The sequence below is a fragment of the Pseudarthrobacter sp. NPDC055928 genome, assembly GCF_042270935.1.
Classification (GTDB): Bacteria; Actinomycetota; Actinomycetes; order Actinomycetales; family Micrococcaceae; genus Arthrobacter.
In genome coordinates this window covers 31,790-53,526 of record NZ_JBHJZH010000019.1, presented here as the reverse complement: position 1 = coordinate 53,526, position 21,737 = coordinate 31,790, and the positions used below count along the sequence as shown (strand labels likewise).

Below are 21,737 nucleotides of genomic sequence, written 5' to 3'. Positions count from 1 at the left end.
CTTTTCAGTTTCGGTCAGTTTCGCATCAGTGCCGGGGCGCGGCGTACATCTCTTCGATGACGGTTTCGAAGTCCTTCATCACCTGGGCCCGCTTGACCTTCATGGACGGGGTCAGGTGGCCCGACGCTTCAGTGAAGTCGGCGGCAACGATCCGGAAGGACTTGATGGCCTCAGCCTGGGAAACAGAGTTGTTCGCGTGGGTGATGAGGTCCTGCACAGCGGCCTTGACTACGGGATTGTCCGCTGCCTCCTCAAGCGTTGTGGTGGCCGGCAGCCCGTGGCGCTGCAGCCATCCCGGCAATGCCTCCTGGTCCAGAGTCACCAGGGCACCGATGAATGGCCGGTTGTCTCCCACCACCAGGACCTGGGAAACCAGGGCATCGGCGCGGATCTGGTCCTCCAGCAGGGCGGGTATGACGTTCTTGCCGCCTGCGGTGACGATAATCTCCTTCTTACGGCCGGTGATCCAGACGAAGCCGTCTTCGTCGAGGCGGCCGATGTCGCCGGTGCGGAACCATCCGTCGGCAAAAGTCTCCGCCGTGAGGTCCTCCCGCTTGTAGTAGCCGCGCATCACGCAGACGCCCTTGGCCAGGATCTCGCCGTCCTCGGCAATCTTGACTGCGTTCCCCGGCAGCGGTTTGCCCACAGATCCGATCTTGATCAGCGAAGGTGTGTTGACCGAGATCGGGGCTGTTGTTTCGGTCAGGCCGTAGCCTTCGAGAACCTGCAGGCCGATGCCTTGGAAGAAGTGGCCCAGGCGCTCACCCAGCGGGCCGCCGCCAGATACTGCGTGGGCAACCTGGCCGCCCATGGCAGCCCGCAGTTTGCTGTACACCAGCTTGTCGAAGAGGGCATGCCGTAGCTTCAGGCCGAGGCCTACGCGCCCATTCTGGCGTGCCTTGGAGAAAGCTATGGCGGTGTCAGCGGCCTTGTGGAAGATGGCTCCCTTGCCGCCGTCCTCCGCTTTGGTCAGGGCTGAGTTGTAAACCTTTTCGAAGACACGGGGCACGGCGAGGATGAACGTGGGTTCGTAGCTCTGCAGGTCCGCCAGGAGCTTCTTGATGTCCGGAGTGTGGGCAACGGTGGTACCAGCTGCCATGGCAAGGACGGAGATAAAGCGCGCAAAAACGTGTGCCAAGGGCAGGAACATAATGGTCTTGGCGTTCTCATGGACGATCTCGCCGATGATCTCGAGGGCGTTCTCCGAGAGTTCGACAAAGTTCCCGTGGGTGAGTTCGCAGCCCTTGGGCCGGCCCGTGGTCCCTGACGTGTAGATAATCGTGGCGGTGTCGTCCAGATTGGCGGAACTGCGTCGGGTCTCGAGGTCGGCGTCGCTGACGTCCCGGCCTGCTTCACGGAGGGCGTCCAGGCCGTTGCCTTCGAGCTGCCACACATGCTGCAGGGCTGTCAGCCCTTCCGAGGTGGCCGCTTGCCGGATGATGTCCTCGTGGTGGGCGGCTTCGCCGAACGCGGCCACCGCGCCGGAGTCGCCAAGGTTCCAGGCAACCTGTGACGGGGACGAGGTCTCGTAAATGGGGACCGACACACCACCGGCGAACCAAATGGCAAAGTCCACCAAAGCCCACTCGTAACGGGTGCGGGACATGATTCCAACCCTGTCCCCGGCGTTGACACCGCTGGCCATTAGGCCTTTGGCCAGCGCCTGGACGTCAGCCAGGAAATCCTTTGCGGACACATCCTGCCAGGCGCCTGCTGCGTCCAGCCGCGAGAAAAGCGAGGGGTTGCTCGGCTTGGCTGCCTGTCGCAGCACAAGGTCTGTGATGTTGGTTTCAGGGGGGACAACAACCAGCGGCGGAACGCTGAATTCGCGCACTATAGCTCCTTTGATATCCGTAGGCCCGGACAGGGTATGTCTAACACTAGTACGCCTGTACCCGGCAGTGCAGTAATAAACCTACTGGCCAGTAACTTACGCGTCAACGCGAGGCGTTCCGTGGACCGTAGGGATAGCCGGGAGGGCGTGTCCATCGGCCTAGAATGAGGAACTATGTATGAACCGCCCCCCGGCGCCCAGGCCGGCCCCCTCCGACGCCCGGCACCCTGGAAGCGGCGGCCGCCCACGCTTCCAGCCCGGTCCCGGCCAGGGGCAACGTTCCGTGAGCACCTCCGGCTGGGCCGGAAGGGACTTGCCATCGGAATCGATATCGGCGGGACCAAGGTTGCTGCCGGCGTGGTGGATGCTGACGGCAGGATCCTGAGCGAAGCCCGGCGCTCAACCCCCGGCAGTGATCCCAGGGCTGTGGAGCGCGTCATCGTCGAACTTGTTGAAGAGCTGGGGGCGGGGCACCGCATCTGGTCGGTGGGGATCGGCGCGGCAGGATGGATGGACCTCGACGGCGGCACCGTCCTGTTCAGCCCCCACCTCGCCTGGCGCAACGAGCCGTTAAGGGAAAACCTCCAGCGACTCCTCCGCAGGCCGGTCCTGCTCACTAACGACGCCGATGCGGCGGCCTGGGCGGAATGGCGCTTTGGTGCCGGTCAGGGCGAGAGCAGGCTCGTCTGCATCACGCTGGGGACCGGCATCGGCGGCGCCATGGTGCTTGACGGACGGGTTGAGCGCGGACGTTTTGGCGTGGCAGGGGAGTTTGGCCACCAGATCATCATGCCCGGCGGCCACCGGTGCGAGTGCGGAAACCGCGGTTGCTGGGAACAGTATGCCTCCGGCAACGCCTTGGGGCGGGAAGCCCGGATTCTCGCGCAGGCAAATTCGCCCGTAGCACAGGAGCTAATCGCGGCCGTTGACGGACACCCCGGGGCTATCACCGGGGCGATCGTCACGGACCTTGCCCTGGCCGGCGACGCCGCGTCCCGGGAACTGCTTGACGAAGTCGGTGAATGGCTGGGGCTGGGACTTGCCAACCTGGCAGCGGCCCTGGATCCCGGCCTGTTTGTTATTGGTGGCGGCCTATGCTCTGCCGGAGACCTCTTGGTGGAGCCAGCGAGGAAGGCGTTCGCCAGGAACCTCACCGGCCGGGGTTTCCGCCCGGCGGCCGGCATTGAGCTTGCCGCGCTGGGACCCAACGCGGGGCTGATTGGGGCGGCAGACCTGTCCCGGGTCAGCAGCCGGATGCGCAGCTGAGGGCCCCTAAGGCCTAGACCCGGGCGCCGTCGTCGTTCTCATCCTTTTCCTGGGGGAGTTTCATGATCAGGTAGACCACCGCCAGGACAAACACTGCCACAATCCCCAGGATGGCCAGCAGCGGGGCAGAGCGCCAGAACATGGCGGAAAGGAGCAGCGCGACCGGTCCGCCCACCGCGCCCAGCCACGCGAGCATGGTCAGAGGGTCCGTCCCGGCCAGGCTGGGGGGTTCCTCCGGTACGAAGCTGCCGTCGTCGTCCTCCGCAGTGTAGTCCCGCGGGCCCTGCGCGGAGTCCTCACCGCTCTCCGGACTTCCAGGCGATGCGGCAGACAGCCGCTCTGCTGCCGACAGCTCGGCAGGGGCGGACGGTGCCAGCCCTAACGGGTCAAAATCCCGGAAGCTGGCCGAACCGCCAGGCTTTCCCGCGCCCTCCGTGCCGGAAGCTGGCCTTTCTGTGGAACGTTCTTCAGCCGCTTCCTCAGGTGCAGCGGCTTCGACCGGCCGGATTGGCACATCGGGGCCTGCCGGAGAACCTTCCAGGCGTGCCACCAGATCCAGCCATACGGCGTCGTCCTGGTTGGCGCTCGGGTCCGGGGAACCGGGATCGGGCCTAGTCATGGGCGGTGCCCTCCTGGCTGGCAGCCACCTGGTGGTCGGGTGCTGCGTGAGTGTTGCCGGCCGGCGCCGACGCCGGGATGATCGAACGGATGAACTCCACAGAACCCTCGAAGATCTGTTCGGCGTCGTTGTCCAGGGTTGCCACGTGGTAGCTGTTCTCGAGGCGGGTCAGCTGCAACGGCGCGTGCGTGAGGCCACGGCGTAAAGCGACGATGCTTGAGTCGGACACCACGTGGTCCACGCTGGAACGGAAAACACGCACTGGCGCGGTGACCCGGGGGAGCAGCCGGATGGTGTCCTTGAATAACTTGTTGAGTTCGTGGGCGGCAGCCACCGGGGTTCGGGGGTAGGCGCCCTCATCCATGCCGGGTTTCAGGATGTCGTTGGCGATGGCCGGCGTGCTTTTGAGCACCAGCTTCAGGATGCCGGCCAAGGGCGCACGTGGATCGTCGATGACCAGTCCCGGGTTGACCAGGATGACTCCGGCAACGGGTCTCGTGGCCGCTACGCGCAATGCCAAGGCACCACCCATGCTCAGGCCCGCAGAAAAGACGTGATCGCACTCTGCGTCCAGCTCCAGGTAAGCGTCGTCCAGGGCGCCGTACCATTGGGGCCAGCGTGTCCGCGCCAGTTCCTGCCAGGTGGTGCCGTGCCCGGGCAGCAGCGGCATCCGCACGGCGAAGCCTGCCTCAGCCAGGGCCGCGGCCCAGGCCCGCAGCCCATGAGGGCTGCCGGTGAAGCCATGGGAAAGCACCACGCCGATGCGTGGTCCGTCACCGCGGAAGGCACTGCGGAACGGGCTGTGGTCCGGAAGCGCTGTCATGAAGTCTCCGACGTAATGGGGCGGGTGGCGTGCTCAAGGAAGAACGCTGTGGATTTGGCAAGAATTTCGGGGGCGTCGGCATCCAGGGTAGCCACATGGCTGCTGTTCTGCAGGTCGACTACTTCCACCAGATGTCCGCCCAGCCGGCGCCTCAGCATGGCCAGCGACGATGGCGGAACGACGGCGTCCGTTGTTGATTTGAATACCTGTACGGGCGCAGATACCCGCGGAAGGCCCCGAATGGCAGCGCCGAAGAGTTTTTTCAGCTCGTGAACGGCGGCCAGGGGAGTCCGGGAATAGTCTCCGTCGTCTGTGACGGCGGCTGTGGACTGGTCCTCCTGGATGGGCAGCGTGGTCTGCTGGAAGTACTTCAGCACTCCGATGACCCGCACCCGGCGGTCATAGAAGCTCAGGCCGGGGTTGACCACGGAGACTCCTGCCACGGGGTGCCTGGAAGCAGTCAGGAGGGCGATGGCCCCGCCCATGGAGAGGCCTGCCACGAAGCAGGTGTCAGTGCGGGCGGCGAGGTCCACGTAAGCCGCTTCAAACGAGCGATGCCAGTCATGCCAGTTGCAGCGCGCCAGCTGCCTCCAGTCGGTCCCATGCCCTGGAAGAAGCGGCACGGAAACGGCGAAGCCCTGGGACGCGAGATGTTCAGCCCACGGCAGGACACTGAGGGGGCTCCCCGTGAAACCGTGGCAGATGGCGATTCCGGTCTTCGCATTTGGCCCGTGGCCGGGGTAGCTGAAAGCGGCAGGCCGGGGCGGGATGCTGCTTTCTGTCATGAGTCCATCGTGTCACTGTTCGGGACAAATCTCACTAGAGTAGGGTTGCAGTGGAATGCCGGCCCTGCCCGATTCAGTGCTAGCAGATTGAGTGCTGGCTGCCTTCCGGAGAGGTTAGTCACGTGTTCTATTGGGTCATGAAAAGGATCTTCCTGGGTCCGGTGCTGCGGCTCCTGTTCCGCCCTTGGGTCAAAGGCCTGGACAACGTTCCGGCGGAGGGCGCAGCCATCCTCGCCTCCAACCACCTGTCATTTTCCGATTCAATCTTTATGCCGCTCATGGTGCCCCGCCCGGTGATCTTCCTGGCCAAGTCCGAGTACTTCACCGGCACCGGACTCAAAGGCCGGCTCACGGCCCTGTTCTTCCGGCTGACCAACCAGCTCCCCATGGACAGGTCCGGCGGTGCCGCGTCGGCTGTTTCCCTCAACGCCGGCATGGACGTCCTGACCGGTGGCGGTCTGCTCGGGATCTACCCCGAAGGCACCCGCAGCCCGGACGCCCGCCTCTACAGGGGCAAGGTCGGTGTGGCAAAGCTTGCCCTGCAGGCCGGGGTTCCCGTTATTCCCGTGGCCATGATCGGGACGGACAAGGTCCAGCCCATCGGCAAGCGCCTGCCCCACATCCGCCGGATCGGTATGATCTTCGGCGAACCGCTGGACTTCAGCAGGTACCAGGGGCAAGCGGAAGACCGCGCGGTGCAACGCAAAGTGACCGACGAGATCATGTTCGAGCTGATGCGGCTTTCGGGCCAGGAGTACGTGGACGAATACGCCGCGGTGGTGAAGCTGCAGCTCGCGGGCAAGCAGTCCGAGCCGGCGGGCGACGCCGACACCGGCCCCGCCGAAAAGCCTGGTACCGGCCCCGGCGGCCCGTCTAATCCCGGGCCGCGGGACGACGACGGGACCCCTGCCGCGGGATGATGTGACGCCGGCCGCCCCCGCGCGTGACGGCCGGGTGTCCGGATGAGCCTCAGGGACACTAGTCTTAGAGGGTGACTGAGCTATCCGCAAAACCCGCCTTCTCGCTGTCCAGTACCGCCCAGAGCGGCGCCGCCAACTATCCGGGATTGGATGACTGGCGCGACCTCCCGATCTCCCAGCAGCCCAGCTGGCAGGACAAGGACGTATTCGACGCTTCGGTCAAGGAGCTGTCCGTGCTGCCGCCGCTGGTTTTCGCCGGCGAGGTGGACATCCTTCGCGAGCGGCTGGCAGCCGCGGCCCAGGGCAAAGCCTTCCTGCTTCAGGGCGGGGACTGCGCAGAGACCTTTGAAGCGGCTACGGCGGACAAGATCAGCGCCCGCGTCAAAACCATCCTCCAAATGGCCGTGGTACTCACCTACGGTGCAGCCATGCCCGTCATCAAGATGGGCCGGATGGCCGGCCAGTTTGCCAAGCCCCGCTCCTCGAATGATGAAACCCGCGACGGCGTGACGCTTCCCGCCTACCGCGGCGACATCGTCAACGGCTACGATTTCACGCCGGAATCCCGCGGCCACGACGCCTCCCGGATGCTGCGGGCCTACCACACCTCGGCATCCACCCTGAATCTCATCAGGGCCTTTACCCAGGGCGGGTTCGCGGACCTGCGTTCAGTGCATCAGTGGAACAAGGGCTTCACCGAAAACCCCGCCCATGCCCGCTACGAGTCCTTGGCCCGCGATATCGACCGTGCCATCAAGTTCATGGCCTCCTGCGGCGCCGACTTCGAAGCGCTCAAGCGAGTGGAGTTCTTCGCCAGCCATGAAGCCTTGCTCCTGGACTACGAGCGCGCGCTGACGCGCATCGACTCCCGCACAGGGTTCCCCTACGACACTTCGGCCCACTTCCTGTGGATCGGGGAGCGCACGCGCGAGCTGGACCACGCGCACATCGACTTCCTGTCCCGGGTGCGGAATCCGATTGGCGTGAAGCTCGGCCCCTCCACCACCGGCGATGACGCGCTGCGCCTCATCGACAAGCTGGACCCGGAGCGTGAGCCCGGACGGCTCACCTTCATCACGCGCATGGGTGCGAAGAACATCCGGGAGAAGCTCCCCGCCGTCGTCGAGAAAGTCACTGCCTCCGGCGCCCAGGTCCTGTGGGTAACCGATCCGATGCACGGCAACACCGTCACGTCGCCCAATGGCTACAAGACGCGCAACTTCGACGACGTCATTGACGAGGTCCGTGGATTCTTTGAAGTCCACCACGCCCTGGGCACGGTTCCTGGCGGCCTGCATGTTGAGATGACCGGTGACGACGTCGCCGAGTGCCTTGGCGGCGCCGATCCCATTGACCAGGAGGCGTTCCTGGACCGCTACGAGTCCGTCTGCGATCCGCGCCTGAACCACATGCAGTCGCTCGAAATGGCGTTCCTGGTCGCAGGGGCACTCGCCAAGCACTAGGCGCTCCACCCGCGCTTCAGCTGAAAAGGATGCCTCCCGGACTTTGAGTCACGGGAGGCATCCTTTTGCGTTTCCTGGAGCTGGGGGGCCGCGGATTCCAGGCGATGTTGCCACTGGGCGCAGCCGAACTGCGTGACGCTACACCACGGTCAGGGTGATGACGGAGCCCTCTGGAACCTCTTTATTAACCGGATCCTGGTCCCGGACGGTTCCGAAGAAGCCGCCAAGGATGTTGTTGACTTTCACGTCGAAGCCGAGCTGACGCAGTGCCTGTTCGGCTTCCTTGGCCTGTTTGCCCACGTAACTGGGAACCTTCACCATCTTCGGACCGTCGGAGATGGTGAGCGTGACTGTACCGCCGCGGGTGAGGGTGCCGTTGGGTGGCGACTGGGCGGCAACCGAACCTTTGGGCACGTTGCGGTCGTTGACCTTGTCCTTGGCGACGTCTGCCTTGAGGCCTGCCGCTTCGATGGCGTCAACGGCGTCGTCCTCATCCATCCCGACGACGGACGGAACCGGAATGGGCTCCGGTCCCTTGGAAACGGTCAAGGCCACTGGCGTTCCGTGCCGCGCCGGGGTCCCGGAGGCAGGGTCCTGAGCCAGGACCATGCCGGCAGCGATGCCTTCGTCGAATTTCTCGGTAACGGTGCCCAAGGCCATCTCTGCCTTGTTGAGCTCGGATTTGGCTTCGTCCAGTGTCATACCGGTCAGTTTCGGCAGTTCAAACAGCTGGGGGCCCTTGGAGACAAACAATGCCACCGGCTGAAATTTCCGGGTCTCCGTTCCGGCTACAGGATCCGTTCCCACTACAAGGCCGGACGGAACGTCGTCGTCGAAGACGTCGCGGGTGCTGGACTGGAACCCTGCCTCATTCAGCAGCTGCTGCGCCTGTGCCACCGTTTTGTTGGCGACCGCCGGGATTGTCCCTGGCGACCCCGGACCCATGCCGAAGAACCAGCCGGCTCCGGTGGCCAAGAGCGCGGCGATGATCAGGATGACCACCCACAGGGCACCGCGACGCCTGGGGTTGCCTTCGTGCAGGGACCGGAGCGGGGTTGCCGCGGCCCGCGACCTGGCCTTCTCGGCGTCCCTCTCTGCTTTGCGCCGGGCGCGCTTGGTCAGGGGAGCCGGCGAGGTATCCGGATAGGGGACATACGCGGCGGGAGGGGATGGGGCGGCGGGAACGACCGACGTGGCGTTGTCCCCGAACGAGGGGGGCGGAAACCGTGGCGGCCTTTCCGGAGGCGCAAGCGGTGACATCACTGTTGTGGGGTTGTTGGTACGGGCGATGACCTCAGTAGGGTTCTGGAGGCCGGCCTCCAGCGCCGCAGGCGGCTGCAGGTCCAGTTCGCGGTCGGTGAGGTTGGTCCGGATGTGGCGGAGTTCCTGGAGCAGGGCCATACCGTCCACGGGCCGGTTCTCGGGGTCGTTGGCGGTACACCACTGCACGAGCTCATCGACTTCCGCGGCAAGGCCCGGCACCAGCGCCGACGGCGGCCCCACTGTCCCGTTGACATGCTGGTACGCCACCTGGATGGGAACATCGCCGTCGAAAGGCTGCCGGCCGGTAAGCATTTCATACAGCATGATCCCGACAGAGTAGATGTCGCTCCGGGCATCGGCCTGCTTGCCCAGCACCAGTTCGGGGGAGAGATAGGCCACGGTGCCAATGAGTGCACCCGTACTGGTGGACGTGGTGACGGCCCGGGCGAGGCCGAAGTCGCCCACTTTGATCCTGCCGTCGTCGGCGATCAGGACGTTTTCGGGTTTGATGTCGCGGTGGATCATGCCGGCGGCGTGTGCCGCTCCGAGCCCCTCGACGACGGGATCAATGAGTGCGAGGGCGAGCCTGGGTGGCAACGCGCCCTTGGACGTGATGACGTCCCGCAGTGTGTGGCCTTTGATGTACTCCATCACGAGGTAGGCCGTCTGGCCGTCATTGCCTTGGTCGAGGACACCAACCACATGCGAATGGGAAAGCCTGGCCGCTGCCTTTGCCTCGCGGCCCAGCCTGCCGAGGAAGGTGTCGTCGCTGGCAAGGTGCGGGTGCAGTACTTTGAGGGCAACTTCGCGCTCAAGCCTGAGGTCTGTAGCGAGGTAGACGGTGGACATTCCGCCGCGCGCGAGCTTGGACTGGACGGCGTAGCGGTTGTCCACCAGCGTTCCAACAAGTCGGTCAGACACGTATTCCTGCACCCTACGATCCTAATCCCGCAATGAAACGGGCCCGAATCAACATGCGATCCGGACCCGTATCGTTATCCCGCCCGCCCTGGTCCCACCGGGACCGGGCTGGGCGTGGTGGTCTAGCCGAGGTTCTTTTCGTGCGCCTTGATCGCCTCCACGTAGGACTTGGTGTCGTCGTACATGCCGTACTTGCTCACTGAATACTGACCCTGGTAGTAGCCGGCGATTGCAGTGTCGCGGTCCTTGCTCGTGGCGATCAACTGGCGGATGATCGCCACACCAGCGGTGGCGTTGTCGTACGGATCCAGCAGGTTGAGTTTGCGCCCTACGAGGTCCGAGGCCCACTGGCCGGAGGAGGGAATCACCTGCATGGTGCCGATGGCGTTCGCCGGTGAAACGGCACGCTGGTCGAAGCCGGATTCCTGGTAGGCAAAAGCCAAGGCCAGTGCCGGTTCCACACCCATACGCCGTGCAGTATCCGCAACGATGGCCCGCATCTGGTCACGGGAGGGCACAGGGGAGGCGTTGAGCAGGGCCTTGTTCTCGTTGGCCGAGCTGACGACCGCCGCGGGGTAGGTGAATCCAAGGAAAGAGCTGGGCACCAGGGGAGTGACGTTTGCGGCGGGTTCGCTTGAGGCGGGCTGTATGGCAGCGCCCGGGATGACCAGTTTGTTGCCGGGGTAAATGATGCTGGACAGGCTCAGCTGGTTGGCGGAAAGGACGTCCGAGAGCTTGACGCCATGCTTGGAGGCAATCGCGCTGAGGGTGTCGCCGGCCTTGACGGTGTAGGAACCGCCAGGGGCGGCGGCAGGGGCCGGCGCCGCAGGGGCTGGTGCTGCGGGGGCGGAAGTCGGCTGCAGTGCAGTGGCAGGAGCTGCCGCAGGTGCGGTTCCGCCGTCGTTCACTTTGATCTTCTGGCCGGGGTAAATGATGGAACGCATATTCAAACCGTTCCAGCCGAAGATTTCCGACAATCCCACTCCGTGCCGGGAGGCAATGGCGCTGAGCGTGTCGCCCGCTTTGACAGTGTAGGTCGCTCCGGAGGTGGTTGCGGGAGCCGGTGGAGTAGCCGCGGGGGCTGCAACAGGAGCACTGCTGGAGCCTGAAAGCTTGATCTTCTGCCCGGGATAGATGATGGTGTTCGGCTGGAGGTTGTTCAGCTTAAGGACTTCGGAGGTGTCCAGGCCGTGCCTGCCGGCGATGCTGCTGATGGTGTCGCCTCGCGCGATGGTGTATTCGGCGGGTACAGACGGCTGCGTCGGCCGGAAGGCGGACGGGATGGTCGTCGAAACCGAGGCGGCCGGAATAACGGTTGCGGTTGCAGCTGCTGCTTGTGCCTTCATGGCCGCTGCGAGCGTGGCAGGGACGGCCCGGACAGGGGCAACAGCTGCAGCCGGTTGGGCGAGGGCCAGTGACGACAGGACAACCGCAGGCAGCGCCGCCGTGGTAGCGGCAATCATGGGCAGGCTCGGCCTGGGTGGTTGCTGTGGCGAGCGGGACGTCGTCATGGAAGGAATCCTCTTCTCAACTGCGAGTGCGGTGGCTGTTGCCTGTGTTAATGCTGCTACTAGTGTTACTTAAGTTATTGCTGTTACCAATGTGATCTATGTGAATCTCTCATGGATTGTCAATTAGCACAAGAATTCTTGAAAAGCTGCCAAGACTAATTTCGTGGAGTGTCGCCGCATATCGCCCCTGCGGCAAAAGCGGCGACTAGGCGTCAGGGTGCCGGTCATGGCAACCTTGATCCGTGAGTAACGTAGAAAGCCTTGTTGGCGAGTGGCTGCCCCTGCCTGATGTCGCCCAGTTGTTGGACGTTTCAATTACGAAAGTCCACAGTCTCCTTGATGAGCGTGCTTTGGCCGCGCTGCGGGTTGGAGAACGGCGGATCCGGTGCGTCCCTGCGGAATTTATCCAGGACGGACACGTGGTGGACAGCCTGAAGGGCACCATTGTGGTGCTCTCAGATGCCGGCTATTCCGACGAGGACCTGATTGTTTGGCTTTTCACCGCAGACGAATCACTGCGTGGGCGGCCCATTGATGCGCTCCGCGAAGGCCGCAAAACGGAGATCCGGCGCCGCGCCCAAACCCTGGCCTGGTAACCGGAATTTTCAGGACGCGCGGCTGACGGTGGCCTCGGCCAACCTGCGGAGCGCCGTTTTTGGCAATTCGTCGAGTTCCAGTTGGTCCAGGGCATCAAACGCCGCTGCTCCGAATTCGCCGATGAGGACCTCCGTTGCCTGAAGGGCTCCGGATTCCTCGATAATGCGGCGGATCTCGGTGATGTCTTTGTCGCCGAGATCGGGGCTGCCAAGCTTTGCGTCGATGAATGCCGATTCGTCCGCCGTCGCCTGGTCCAGCGCCAGCGCCACCAGAACGGTCCGCTTTCCTTCCCGGAGGTCGTCGCCAGCGGGCTTTCCCGTGGTGACCGGGTCCCCAAAGACGCCCAGGACGTCGTCGCGCAGTTGGAAGGCTTCACCCAGCGGAAGGGCGAAGGCCGAATAGCCGCGGAGAAGCTCGTTTGACGCTCCCGCCAGCGCGCCACCGAGGGCCAGCGGATGTTCCGTGGAGTATTTGGCGGACTTGAAACGGATGATGGACTGCGCCCTGGAAACAGCGCCGGCCCTGTCCCTGACCGGCCCGGCGACCTCTTCGAGGATGTCGAGGTACTGCCCGGCCATGACCTCGGCCCGCATGAGGTTGAAGATGAGCCGCGCTCGGCTGCCTGACGCGGCTTTTTCGCCGATGTCCGTGAACGCCTCTTCGCTGAAGGACAGGCACAGGTCGCCGGTCAGGATGGCGGCGGCGTGGCCGAAGCGTTCACTATCGAGAGCCCAGCCTTGGGCTGTGTGCAGCTGGCTGAAGCGGCGGTGGACGCTGGGCCCGCCGCGCCGGGTGTCGGAGCGGTCGATGATGTCGTCATGGATGAGCGCCGCGGCCTGGAAGAGCTCCAGCGCCGAGCCTGCAGCCACGATCTGCCTGGCTCCGGAATCACCGCCAGCGCCGCGCCACCCCCAGTAGCACATCAGGGCACGGAGCCGTTTGCCGCCGGTGACCAGGTTGGAGATGGAACCCATGATGGGATCGATGTCCGGGGAGATAGCCGACATCACCGCCTGACGCTCGGTCAGGAAGTCCGTCAGCTCGCCCGCGACGGCCGCCACGTATCCGGTCTGTTCAAGCCGCAGCTGCTCCGCGACCGTCACTTGGCTGACTCAGCTGCCACATTGGCGCCGATAGTGAACGTGGAAACGCCCGCAGCTTCCACGACCGCAAGGTTGACGGTCTCGTTGTCGCCCCGGACGAAGTCCTTTGATGCGACGGCGCCGACGGACTCTCCCGGCACGGCCTTGAAGCCCTGGGCTTCAAGGGCCTTGGTATAGAACTCGACGACGGCGCCGGGCTGGCCTGTGATGCTTGCCACCAAGGCGACTGTTGCCGGCGTCGCCGACTTGTCGAAGCTGCTGGAAACTACTGTGGCTCCCGGCATGAGCGGGAGAAGCTGCTGCGGGAAGCCGGCGACCAGCGCCCCGACGGTAGCCGAGGTGCCCGGTGACGCTGAGGGACTGGCAGACGCCGTAGCTGTGGGCTGGCCCGTGGACTGCGAGGAGGTGGCGGAGGACGGCGTGGTTACTCCTGGCGCCGCCGGGCTGCAGGCGGCGAGTGCCAGCGCTGCGACGGCCACGAGGGCGGCCGATCCTGCTGGCTTAAGATTTCCAATGACCGTCACAGGGACTTTCCTCCTGGTATTGATGCCGGATTCAGCCTCCAGTTTAGTCAGTACCAGCGGATAGGATTGTTTCGTGGGGGCCGGACGGGATGTAGACGGGATGAATCAGCACACCGAAGCGGGTCTTCGGGAGTTCCGGCGCACCCCCATCCTGCACGTGGATATGGACGCGTTCTTTGTATCGGTTGAGTTGCGTACACGACCAGAGCTTCGCGGCAAACCCGTCATTGTGGGCTATCCGGCAGACCGTTCCGTGGTGCTCTCGGCCTCTTATGAGGCCCGGAAATTTGGTGTGAAGTCCGCCATGCCCATGGTGGTTGCAGCACGGATGTGTCCCAGTGCGGTCATCATCGAACCGCGGCACAAGCTGTATTACGAGGTCTCGGCGCAGCTTATGGGAATTTTTGAATCCGTCACCGAACTGGTGGAGCCCCTGAGCGTGGACGAAGCCTTCCTTGATGTCGGCGGTGCCATCCGCCGGTTGGGCCCGCCCCAAGACATCGGCGAACTATTGAGGCGCCGCGTTGCCGCCGAGCTGGGCATCACCGCCTCCGTGGGCATCGCCGCGAGCAAGTTTGTGGCCAAGATCGCATCCACGCGGTGCAAGCCTGACGGACTGCTCCTGATTCGGCCGGAAGACACCGTCCCGTACTTGCACAGCCTGCCGGTTGGAGCTCTCTGGGGTGTGGGTGCCAAGACCACCGAGGTCTTGGCACGGATGGGGATCAGGACGGTGGCCGACCTCGCCGCCACGCCCTTGCCCACGCTGAAACGGACCCTTGGCGCCACGGGCGAGCACGTCTACCGGCTGTCCTGGGGGATCGACCCCCGACCCGTAACGCCGGTGCGGCTGGAGAAGAGCATCGGAGCCGAGGAAACCTTTGCCGTTGATACCGCCGACAACGCCGTCCTTCACCGGGAATTGCTGCGTCTGTCGCACCGTACGGCGGAGAGGCTGCGCAGTTCCGGAATGGTGGCCAGGACCGTGGCGTTGAAGCTGCGTTACGCGGACTTCTCCACCATCACCCGGAGCCGGACCGTTCACACGCCGGTGGACAGCACTCAGTTGATCTACGCCGTCGTCCTCCAGCTCCTGGAGTCACTCGGCGATCGAAGCATGACCGTAAGGCTGGTGGGAGTCCGTGCCGAACAGCTGGAAGAGGCGGCACAAACGTCCCTCCAGCTGAGCCTGGACCGCAGGGACGACAACTGGCGGGCAGCCGAGTTGGCGTTGGACAAAGTCAGCCGCAAATTTGGCAACAAATCAGTACTCCCGGCCCGCCTGCTGGATTCCGGAAAAAAATCCGGCTAGCCCGCAGTCACCTCTGTCTGCCGCGGCCGGAGGGCCTTGTGGAAAGTCATTGCTGTCTTTCAGAACGGCCCGCGACAAACTATCCTTATATATACATAGTTTTCGAACGACTGGACATAACGCTCCCGCCCGCCATCGTCGGTGGGGCGGGAACTTGAGCGGCATGCCGGTCGTTATCGGAGCAGAAGTACTGACTGGGCGCAGCCCGGACGTTGGCCTACTTAAGGAGGTCGTGATGCCGCTCTCGGAGCACGAACAGAAGCTGCTTGAACAGTTGGAAAAGCAGCTGCACGAGGACGATCCAAAATTCGCGAATTCCATGGGCTCGGATCCCGGACGCTCATGGTCCACGCGGCATGTGGTGATCGGGGTGCTGTGCGCCCTCGCCGGGATTTTCCTCCTGCTGGTTGGCGTCACGCTTCAAAACATCTTCGTCGGCGTTCTGGGCTTTGTGGTGATGGGAGCCGGGGTGTACTTCGCAACGATGCGCAGCTCGGCACCTGGCAAGTCCCGCAGCGGCCGTCCGGGTAAGCCAGGCAAGTCCAGGAGTTCCTTCATGAGCAATCTGGAAGAACGCTGGGACGAGAGGCGCCGCGGCGACTCCTGACGCAGCCGGACAACAGGCGCCGAAGCCCTCCATTCTGCACCACAGCATTCCACCGCGCGGGTTTTATCCCGTCCGTAAGTAATTTGTCACCAGGTATCCAGGCATAAAGACCCGCTACGGCGGGTCTTCTGCTTTTAACGGTCACCCTCGAAAAACCGCAACGCCCTCCCGGCGTCAAAAGCCCTCCACTTTCCACCACCGGCCGATTCGCCGGTTTTACGGGCCTCATTCCCTGAAGTGGGGGGAATCCGGCCTCATCCTGCGTTGACTGTGGGGGAAAGTGGAGTAATGTGGAGGACATAAGAGGGTAGTTGCAACACAGGGGATGTGCAGTTCCTGACAGCAGACAGGCGGTGGGCCAGTGTTTCTTGGCACCCACTCGCCGCGTTTGGATGAAAAGGGACGAATTATCCTCCCCGCGAAGTTCCGCGAGGAACTAGCCGGCGGCCTGGTACTCACGAGGGGCCAGGAGCGTTGCATCTACGTCTTCAGTGAGCAGGAATTTGCACGTGTGCACGAGCAAATGCGGGAGGCGCCCATTTCCTCCAAGCAGGCCCGGGACTACATTCGCGTCTTTCTCTCTGGAGCCTCGGATGAGGTACCTGACAAGCAGGGGCGCGTAACCATTCCGGCAGCGCTCCGGGAGTATGCAGGCCTCGGCAGGGAGCTGGCCGTCATCGGCGCAGGAACCCGGGCCGAGATCTGGGACGCCCAAGCCTGGAACGAGTACCTGGCAGAGAAGGAAACAGCCTTCTCTGAGACCGACGACGCCATTCCGGGGATTCTGTAATCACCGGTATGGAACAGGCGGAGAGCTTCTTGGACGAGATCTCCAGCCGCCCATCGGCCGGCCAACCTGGCTCACTTCCCCGGAGCCAGGCGGGCAGGACGACAGGCGCGGATGGGGATCTGGCTCAAGAAGCACAACCACGGCAACCACGGCAGGAAAGGACGACGGCATGAACGATCACCCGAAGCCGACGTCCGAACGCCATGTACCGGTCCTGCGGGACCGGTGCATCAATTTGTTGGCCCCGGGCTTCGAAGCAGCCAGGCTCAGGGGCGAAACTCCCATAGCCATCGATGCCACGCTCGGCATGGGCGGCCATTCCGAAGCGATGCTCCAGCGCTTTCCGGACCTGCACCTGATCGGCATCGACCGCGACGAGGAAGCGCTCGCCCTGGCCGGAGAACGGCTGGCGCCCTTCTCTGCACGGACTGACCTGGTCCACGCCGTCTACGACGAAATCGCTGACGTCCTTGAAGACCTCGGCATCAGCGAAGTCCACGGAATCCTGATGGATCTGGGCGTTTCCTCCCTGCAGCTGGACGAACGCGAACGCGGGTTCGCCTATTCCTTCGACGCCCCGCTGGACATGCGGATGGACACCAGCCGAGGGCAGACCGCCGCAGATGTTGTCAACAACTACTCCGAAGAGGACCTCGTTCGGATCATCCGCAAATGGGGCGAAGAGAAGTTTGCCGGACGCATCGCCAACAGAATTGTTGCCGCCCGCGCCCAGAAGCCTTTCGCCACCACCGGGGAACTCGTTGAACAGATCCGCGCAGTAGTTCCGGCCGCCGCCGCCAAGTCCGGCGGCCACCCCGCCAAACGGACTTTCCAGGCGCTCCGGATCGAGGTCAACGAAGAGCTTGATGTCCTGGAACGGGCTGTTCCGGCCGCGGTCAGGGCAACTTCCCTCGGTGGGCGGATTGTGGTCATGTCCTACCACTCGCTGGAGGACAAGATAGTCAAGAGCGTGTTCCAGGCAGGCTCAAAGTCTTCAGCCCCCCTCGGCTTCCCTGTCGAACTCGAGGAACACAAGGCCGAACTCAAGACCCTCACGAAGGGCACGGAGGTGCCCACCGCCGTCGAGATCGCAGAGAATCCGCGCGCTGCCTCAGCAAGGCTGCGGGCTGTGGAACGCATTAGAACCAGGAGAGCCGTATGAGCACCGCCGCCGTCAAGAACTTTCCTGTCGTCTCCGGCAGTGCCGCGCCCGCAATTGGACTTCCGGCGGGAACTCCGGGCCCCGGACGCAAAGCCCGCACGCCGCTTTCGGTAGTCCGATCCGCACCCAGGAAGCGCCGCGCGCCGTTCGTTGTCCTCTGCTTCACGCTGCTCGCCGTCGCGCTGGTTGCTGTCCTGGTGTTGAACATCTCGGTGTCCACGGCCCAGTACCAGCTCGTGGAACTCCGGGGCAAGCAAAGCACGCTGACCAAGCAGAACCAGGATCTGACACAGCAGGTTCAAAACTTCGAAGCTCCGCAGAACTTGGCAGCAAAGGCTACAGACTTGGGAATGGTGGCGTCCACGGTGAAAGGCCAGATCGACCTTTCAACCCTGGCAGTCACCGGCAAGGCGACACCGGCCGTTAAGGGCGGCGCTGCCGGGGCCGTCATCCCGGCACCGGCAGTTGCCGGACAGTTGAGCGTGGTCCCGCCCGCAAGCACCGGGGAGCCGCTGGCCAGCCGAAAGCCGGTGACTGAGGAGCCGGCAGCTGCAACGCCGCCGGCCGCCGCTGCGGCGGCTGTTGCTGCAGAGGCACCGGCCGCAGCCCCCGCCCCGGCTGTGGAATTGCACGGAGGCTCCGTGCCCGCACCGTTACAGAGGACGCCCGGGCAGTAACTGCCAGGACCTGACAGGCAACACAGCGAACAGCAAGGAAATCACGGTGGCGCAGAGGACCGGCAAGGCGAAGAGCGGCAAGGTACCCAACGCCACGAGGCGCCTGCGCCTTGGCCTGGGCATCATGCTCACCCTTCTCCTGGTGGTGGGCGGCAAGCTTTTCCTCGTTCAGGGCCTGGACGTTGGCGGCATGGCCGAGGCTGCGCTGAACAAGCGGATGACCCAGACTGTCCTGCCGGCCGAACGTGGCAGCATCCTGGACTCCAACGGCGTTGTGCTGGCCAACAGCCTCATCCGCTACAACTTGGTGGTGGATCAGGTAACGAACACAAAAACAGAGAAGTTTTGGCGCCTGGTGGAGGGTCAGGACAAGCTGGTGGAAGTCACCCGTGATCAGGGCATTAGCGAACTCGCCCTTGTCCTGGGGATGGACGCCGACGAACTCCGGAAGGCCGTCACCGGTGAATCCAAGTACTACATCGTGGCCAAGGACCTGAAGCCGGACGTAGAGGACCGGATCTCCAAGCTGCAGATTCCCGGCATCGTCACCGAAGGCGTCAGCAAGCGCGTCTATCCAAACGGTTCGGTGGCAGGCGGCATTATTGGCTTCCTCCAGGACGGGTACACAGGCCAGGCCGGAATTGAACAGACGCAGGATGAACTGCTCAAGGGCGCAGACGGCAAAAGGCTCTTCGAAATCGGTGCGGACGGCCTTCGAATCCCTGTTGGGCTGGACGAGCTCACCCCACCGCAAGACGGCAAGGATGTCAGGCTCACCCTCAATTCCGACCTCCAGTATTTCGCCCAACAGGCCATCCAGAGCCAGTCGGACAAGCTGGGCGCCGAGTGGGGAATCATTATCGTGATGGATGCCAAGACCGGCAACCTCATCGCCATGGCCGACACTAATTCCCCTGATCCCAACGACCCCGGCCTGGTGGCCGCCAAGGACCGCGGGGTCCGCTCCGTGACGGCTGCCTACGAACCGGGCTCGGTGGAAAAGATGATCACGGCGGCGGCTCTTATTGAGGAAGGAAAGTCCAGCCCGCTGGACACGTTCACCCTGCCGCCGTCCTACACAGTGGACGGTCAGACCTTCAGCGACTCGTTTGCCCATGGCACGGAGGAACGGACCCTCGCCGGCATCCTTGGCTGGTCCATGAACACCGGAACTGTCATGGCTGGCCAGCGACTCAGCAAGGAGCAGAGATTCGACTGGCTGCAGAAGTTCGGCATCGGGGAGGCTCCGGACGTCGGCCTGCCTGCTACCGCTTCGGGCATCCTGACGCCGGCGGACCAGTGGGACGACAGACAGGAGTACACGGTGCTGTTCGGGCAGGGTGTATCGCAGTCCACGCTCCAGACGGTGCGGGCCTTCCAAACAATCGCCAACAATGGCGTCATGCTCCAGCCGCGCCTGATCGATTCCTACATCTCACCGGACGGGACTGAAGAGAAGGTCGCTCCGCAGCCTTCGCGGCAGGTGGTCTCAGACAACACTGCGCAGCAGGTCCAGGACATCCTCGAAAGCGCGGTCACCGAAGGGCAGATTAAGGACGCCGCCATCGACGGCTACCGTGTGGGCGCCAAGACCGGAACGTCGGAGTCGCCCTGCGACGACGGCAAGTCAGGATTCTGCGGGTATACAGCTTCCATCGTTGGCATGGCGCCGATGGATGATCCGCGGTTTATTGTTGAGGTGGTGCTGCAGCGGCCCAAGGGCAGCATCTATGGCATTACGCAGGGGCCGGTCTTCCGGTCAGTCATGAGCCAGGCGCTGCGCACCTACAACGTCCAGCCGTCCACCGGTGAACCGGCGCGGCTGCCGCAATACGCCAAGTAGTACTGCCGCACGCCCCAGCACGGCCCGCTGACTGAGCACGTCCGGCGGGTTTGATCCACTAGCACTTTCGGAGATCCTCTTGTCAGATCACAATGCCCCCGGCAGCCATAAAGTTCCGGCCGGGGGATCCGCCACGGGGCGGTTCAGGCCCACGTCCGTTTCCGCAGTGAGCCTGGCGGGCATCGGCGAATCCATCGGTGTGTCCGTTCCGGGCCCGTCGGCGTCGGTGACCATCACCGGGATCTCCTTGAACTCGCGCACCATTGAGCCGGGAGACCTCTATGTCGCGCTCCCGGGAGCCTCGCGGCACGGAGCGGACTTCGCAGCTCAGGCAATAGGCGCCGGGGCGGCGGCGGTGTTGACGGACGACGCCGGTGCTCGCCTCCTGGCGCTGTCGGCAGACACCTCCGTGCCGGTGTTGGTGGTTGAGAGCCCGCGCAACGTGGTGGGACCGCTTTCGGCCATGATCTACCGCAGCCAGCCTGCCGATGGCGGCGCGCCGACGCTGTTCGGCGTCACAGGGACTAACGGAAAAACGACCACCACCTATTTCATCAACGCGCTGCTTCGTTCCCTTGGCCTCAAGACAGGCCTTATCGGGACTATTGAAATCAAGGCAGGCGGCGATGCCATTCCCAGCCTGCTGACCACGCCCGAGTCAACGGATGTCCACGCCTTGCTGGCATTGATGCGGGAGCGGGGGCTGGACGCCGCCTCCATGGAGGTCTCCTCCCACGCGGTCTCGTTCCAGCGCGTGGACGGGGTGGTCTTCGACGTGGCGGGCTTCACCAACCTCACGCAGGACCACCTGGACCTGCACGGAACCATGGATGACTACTTCCAGACCAAGGCAGAACTCTTTACTCCCCGGCGCGCCCGCCGTGCCGTGGTAACGGTCGACGACGACTGGGGCCGCCGGCTCGCCGACGCCGTGGAGATCCCTGTCACCACCCTCGCGGCCACACCGGCAAGTACTGCCGACTGGACGGTTACGTCGGCTACTGCGCGTGGATTGGGCACGGATTTCACACTGACGGGCCCGAGTGGCGCCTCGTTGAGGGTCCACACGGGGCTCCCTGGCAGCTTCAACGTGGCCAATGCGGCGCTGGCAGCCGTGATGGTCCTGGCCAGTGGAGTGGGCGTGGCGACAGTACAGGCTGCCCTGGATGAGCACGATCCCTTCACTGTCGCCGTTCCGGGCCGCATGCAGTTGGTCTCCGAGTCGCCCGCCGCAGTGGTTGATTTTGCCCACAATACGGACGCTCTGGCCAGGGCGCTGGAAGCCGTCCGGTCACCGCAGCCAGGGTCCAGGCTGATTGTGGTGTTTGGGGCAACCGGGCAGCGGGACCAAGGGAAACGTCCTGCAATGGGAGCCATCGCGGCGACTCTTGCCGACACCGTCATTGTCACCGATGACGACCCCCATGACGAGGACGCTGCCGCGATCCGCGCCGACGTGCTGGCGGGAGCGCTGGAAGCGCAGCAGCGGGGTTCGCTTGAGTGCCGCATCCTGGAAGTCTTCCCGCGCGATGAAGCCATCCGCCAGGCCGTTGAACTCGCCGGACCCCAGGACACTATTCTCGTGGCTGGCCGCGGCCACGAAGTCTGGCAGGAAGTGAAAGGCGTCAACGTTGCCCTGGACGACAGGGTGGAACTCCGCGACGCCTTGACAGCAAAGGGATTCACCGTTCTCCAAGACGACCGGATAGAGTCCTAG

The 21,737-nt window shown here is 64.0% G+C and carries 19 protein-coding genes; 11 read left to right on the top strand and 8 right to left on the bottom strand.

The genetic code is table 11. The annotated features are described in order from the left end of the window. Positions 1-25 precede the first annotated feature (25 nt). Positions 26-1,834 carry an AMP-dependent synthetase/ligase gene (locus tag ACFC25_RS19570; RefSeq protein WP_376048259.1) on the bottom strand — a complete coding sequence of 603 codons (1,809 nt, stop codon included), beginning with the start codon at positions 1,832-1,834 and terminating at the stop codon, positions 26-28. Positions 1,835-2,008: 174 nt separating this feature from the next. Here ACFC25_RS19570 and ACFC25_RS19565 point away from each other — a divergent pair, with 174 nt between their 5' ends. Beyond that, positions 2,009-3,100: an ROK family glucokinase gene (locus tag ACFC25_RS19565; protein ID WP_337347729.1), complete on the top strand. Its 1,092-nt coding sequence runs from the start codon at positions 2,009-2,011 to the stop codon at positions 3,098-3,100. A 13-nt stretch (positions 3,101-3,113) separates the two neighbouring features. Here ACFC25_RS19565 and ACFC25_RS19560 read toward each other — a convergent pair whose 3' ends face one another. Genes ACFC25_RS19560 through ACFC25_RS19550 form a run of 3 tightly spaced genes read right to left on the bottom strand, consistent with a single transcriptional unit; the run spans position 3,114 to position 5,327 of the window. Next, complete coding sequence (locus tag ACFC25_RS19560) at positions 3,114-3,719, bottom strand: hypothetical protein (protein ID WP_337347730.1); 606 nt, start codon at positions 3,717-3,719, stop codon at positions 3,114-3,116. Continuing rightward, positions 3,712-4,542 carry an alpha/beta fold hydrolase gene (locus ACFC25_RS19555; RefSeq protein ID WP_337347731.1) on the bottom strand — a complete coding sequence of 277 codons (831 nt, stop codon included), beginning with the start codon at positions 4,540-4,542 and terminating at the stop codon, positions 3,712-3,714. The genes ACFC25_RS19560 and ACFC25_RS19555 overlap by 8 nt, the downstream gene beginning before the upstream one ends. Next, the gene (locus ACFC25_RS19550; RefSeq protein WP_337347732.1) at positions 4,539-5,327 is read right to left on the bottom strand and encodes an alpha/beta fold hydrolase; all 789 of its coding nucleotides are present in this window, start codon (positions 5,325-5,327) and stop codon (positions 4,539-4,541) included. Before ACFC25_RS19550 ends, ACFC25_RS19555 begins: the two co-directional genes overlap by 4 nt. A 122-nt stretch (positions 5,328-5,449) precedes the next feature. On the opposite strand from ACFC25_RS19550, the gene ACFC25_RS19545 reads away from it, so the two are divergent. Further along, positions 5,450-6,247 carry a lysophospholipid acyltransferase family protein gene (locus ACFC25_RS19545; protein ID WP_376048255.1) on the top strand — a complete coding sequence of 266 codons (798 nt, stop codon included), beginning with the start codon at positions 5,450-5,452 and terminating at the stop codon, positions 6,245-6,247. Between the two features lie 71 nt (positions 6,248-6,318). Continuing rightward, the gene (locus tag ACFC25_RS19540) at positions 6,319-7,710 is read left to right on the top strand and encodes a class II 3-deoxy-7-phosphoheptulonate synthase (protein WP_337347734.1); all 1,392 of its coding nucleotides are present in this window, start codon (positions 6,319-6,321) and stop codon (positions 7,708-7,710) included. A 138-nt stretch (positions 7,711-7,848) separates the two neighbouring features. Here the strand turns inward: ACFC25_RS19540 and pknB are convergent, their stop codons facing one another. After that, positions 7,849-9,906 carry a Stk1 family PASTA domain-containing Ser/Thr kinase gene (gene pknB, locus ACFC25_RS19535; RefSeq protein WP_376048252.1) on the bottom strand — a complete coding sequence of 686 codons (2,058 nt, stop codon included), beginning with the start codon at positions 9,904-9,906 and terminating at the stop codon, positions 7,849-7,851. A 110-nt stretch (positions 9,907-10,016) separates the two neighbouring features. Then, positions 10,017-11,405 carry a LysM peptidoglycan-binding domain-containing protein gene (locus tag ACFC25_RS19530; RefSeq protein ID WP_376048249.1) on the bottom strand — a complete coding sequence of 463 codons (1,389 nt, stop codon included), beginning with the start codon at positions 11,403-11,405 and terminating at the stop codon, positions 10,017-10,019. A 242-nt stretch (positions 11,406-11,647) separates the two neighbouring features. On the opposite strand from ACFC25_RS19530, the gene ACFC25_RS19525 reads away from it, so the two are divergent. After that, on the top strand, positions 11,648-12,001 hold the full coding sequence (locus ACFC25_RS19525; RefSeq protein ID WP_131134989.1) for an Rv2175c family DNA-binding protein: 354 nt from the start codon (positions 11,648-11,650) through the stop codon (positions 11,999-12,001). A gap of 9 nt (positions 12,002-12,010) precedes the next feature. Here the strand turns inward: ACFC25_RS19525 and ACFC25_RS19520 are convergent, their stop codons facing one another. Both ACFC25_RS19520 and ACFC25_RS19515 read right to left on the bottom strand, forming a co-directional pair. Beyond that, positions 12,011-13,105 carry a polyprenyl synthetase family protein gene (locus tag ACFC25_RS19520; protein WP_376048246.1) on the bottom strand — a complete coding sequence of 365 codons (1,095 nt, stop codon included), beginning with the start codon at positions 13,103-13,105 and terminating at the stop codon, positions 12,011-12,013. Next, a complete protein-coding gene (locus ACFC25_RS19515) occupies positions 13,102-13,629 on the bottom strand; it encodes a hypothetical protein (RefSeq protein ID WP_337347738.1) in 528 nt (175 codons plus the stop codon). Before ACFC25_RS19515 ends, ACFC25_RS19520 begins: the two co-directional genes overlap by 4 nt. Before the next feature lie 100 nt (positions 13,630-13,729). Between ACFC25_RS19515 and dinB the strand changes: the two genes are divergently transcribed. The 7 genes from dinB to ACFC25_RS19480 all read left to right on the top strand — a co-directional run bounded on the left by dinB (position 13,730) and on the right by ACFC25_RS19480 (position 21,737). Further along, positions 13,730-14,941 (top strand): DNA polymerase IV, encoded by a 1,212-nt coding sequence (gene dinB, locus ACFC25_RS19510; RefSeq protein WP_376048242.1) that lies wholly within the window; start codon positions 13,730-13,732, stop codon positions 14,939-14,941. Positions 14,942-15,176: 235 nt separating this feature from the next. Further along, entirely contained in the window at positions 15,177-15,548 is a 372-nt protein-coding gene (locus ACFC25_RS19505) for a DUF3040 domain-containing protein (protein ID WP_337351485.1), read from the top strand. 361 nt (positions 15,549-15,909) lie between these two features. Continuing rightward, positions 15,910-16,338: a division/cell wall cluster transcriptional repressor MraZ gene (gene mraZ / locus ACFC25_RS19500; protein WP_066285792.1), complete on the top strand. Its 429-nt coding sequence runs from the start codon at positions 15,910-15,912 to the stop codon at positions 16,336-16,338. Between the two features lie 169 nt (positions 16,339-16,507). Beyond that, on the top strand, positions 16,508-17,500 hold the full coding sequence (gene rsmH / locus ACFC25_RS19495; RefSeq protein ID WP_376048237.1) for a 16S rRNA (cytosine(1402)-N(4))-methyltransferase RsmH: 993 nt from the start codon (positions 16,508-16,510) through the stop codon (positions 17,498-17,500). Continuing rightward, positions 17,497-18,177, top strand: a complete 681-nt coding sequence (locus ACFC25_RS19490) for a hypothetical protein (RefSeq protein WP_337347742.1) — start codon at positions 17,497-17,499, stop codon at positions 18,175-18,177. Before rsmH ends, ACFC25_RS19490 begins: the two co-directional genes overlap by 4 nt. A 46-nt stretch (positions 18,178-18,223) precedes the next feature. Beyond that, positions 18,224-20,020, top strand: coding sequence for a penicillin-binding protein 2 (locus ACFC25_RS19485; protein WP_337347743.1), 1,797 nt, complete (start codon positions 18,224-18,226; stop codon positions 20,018-20,020). Positions 20,021-20,099: 79 nt separating this feature from the next. Next, positions 20,100-21,737 (top strand): UDP-N-acetylmuramoyl-L-alanyl-D-glutamate--2,6-diaminopimelate ligase, encoded by a 1,638-nt coding sequence (locus ACFC25_RS19480; RefSeq protein WP_376048233.1) that lies wholly within the window; start codon positions 20,100-20,102, stop codon positions 21,735-21,737.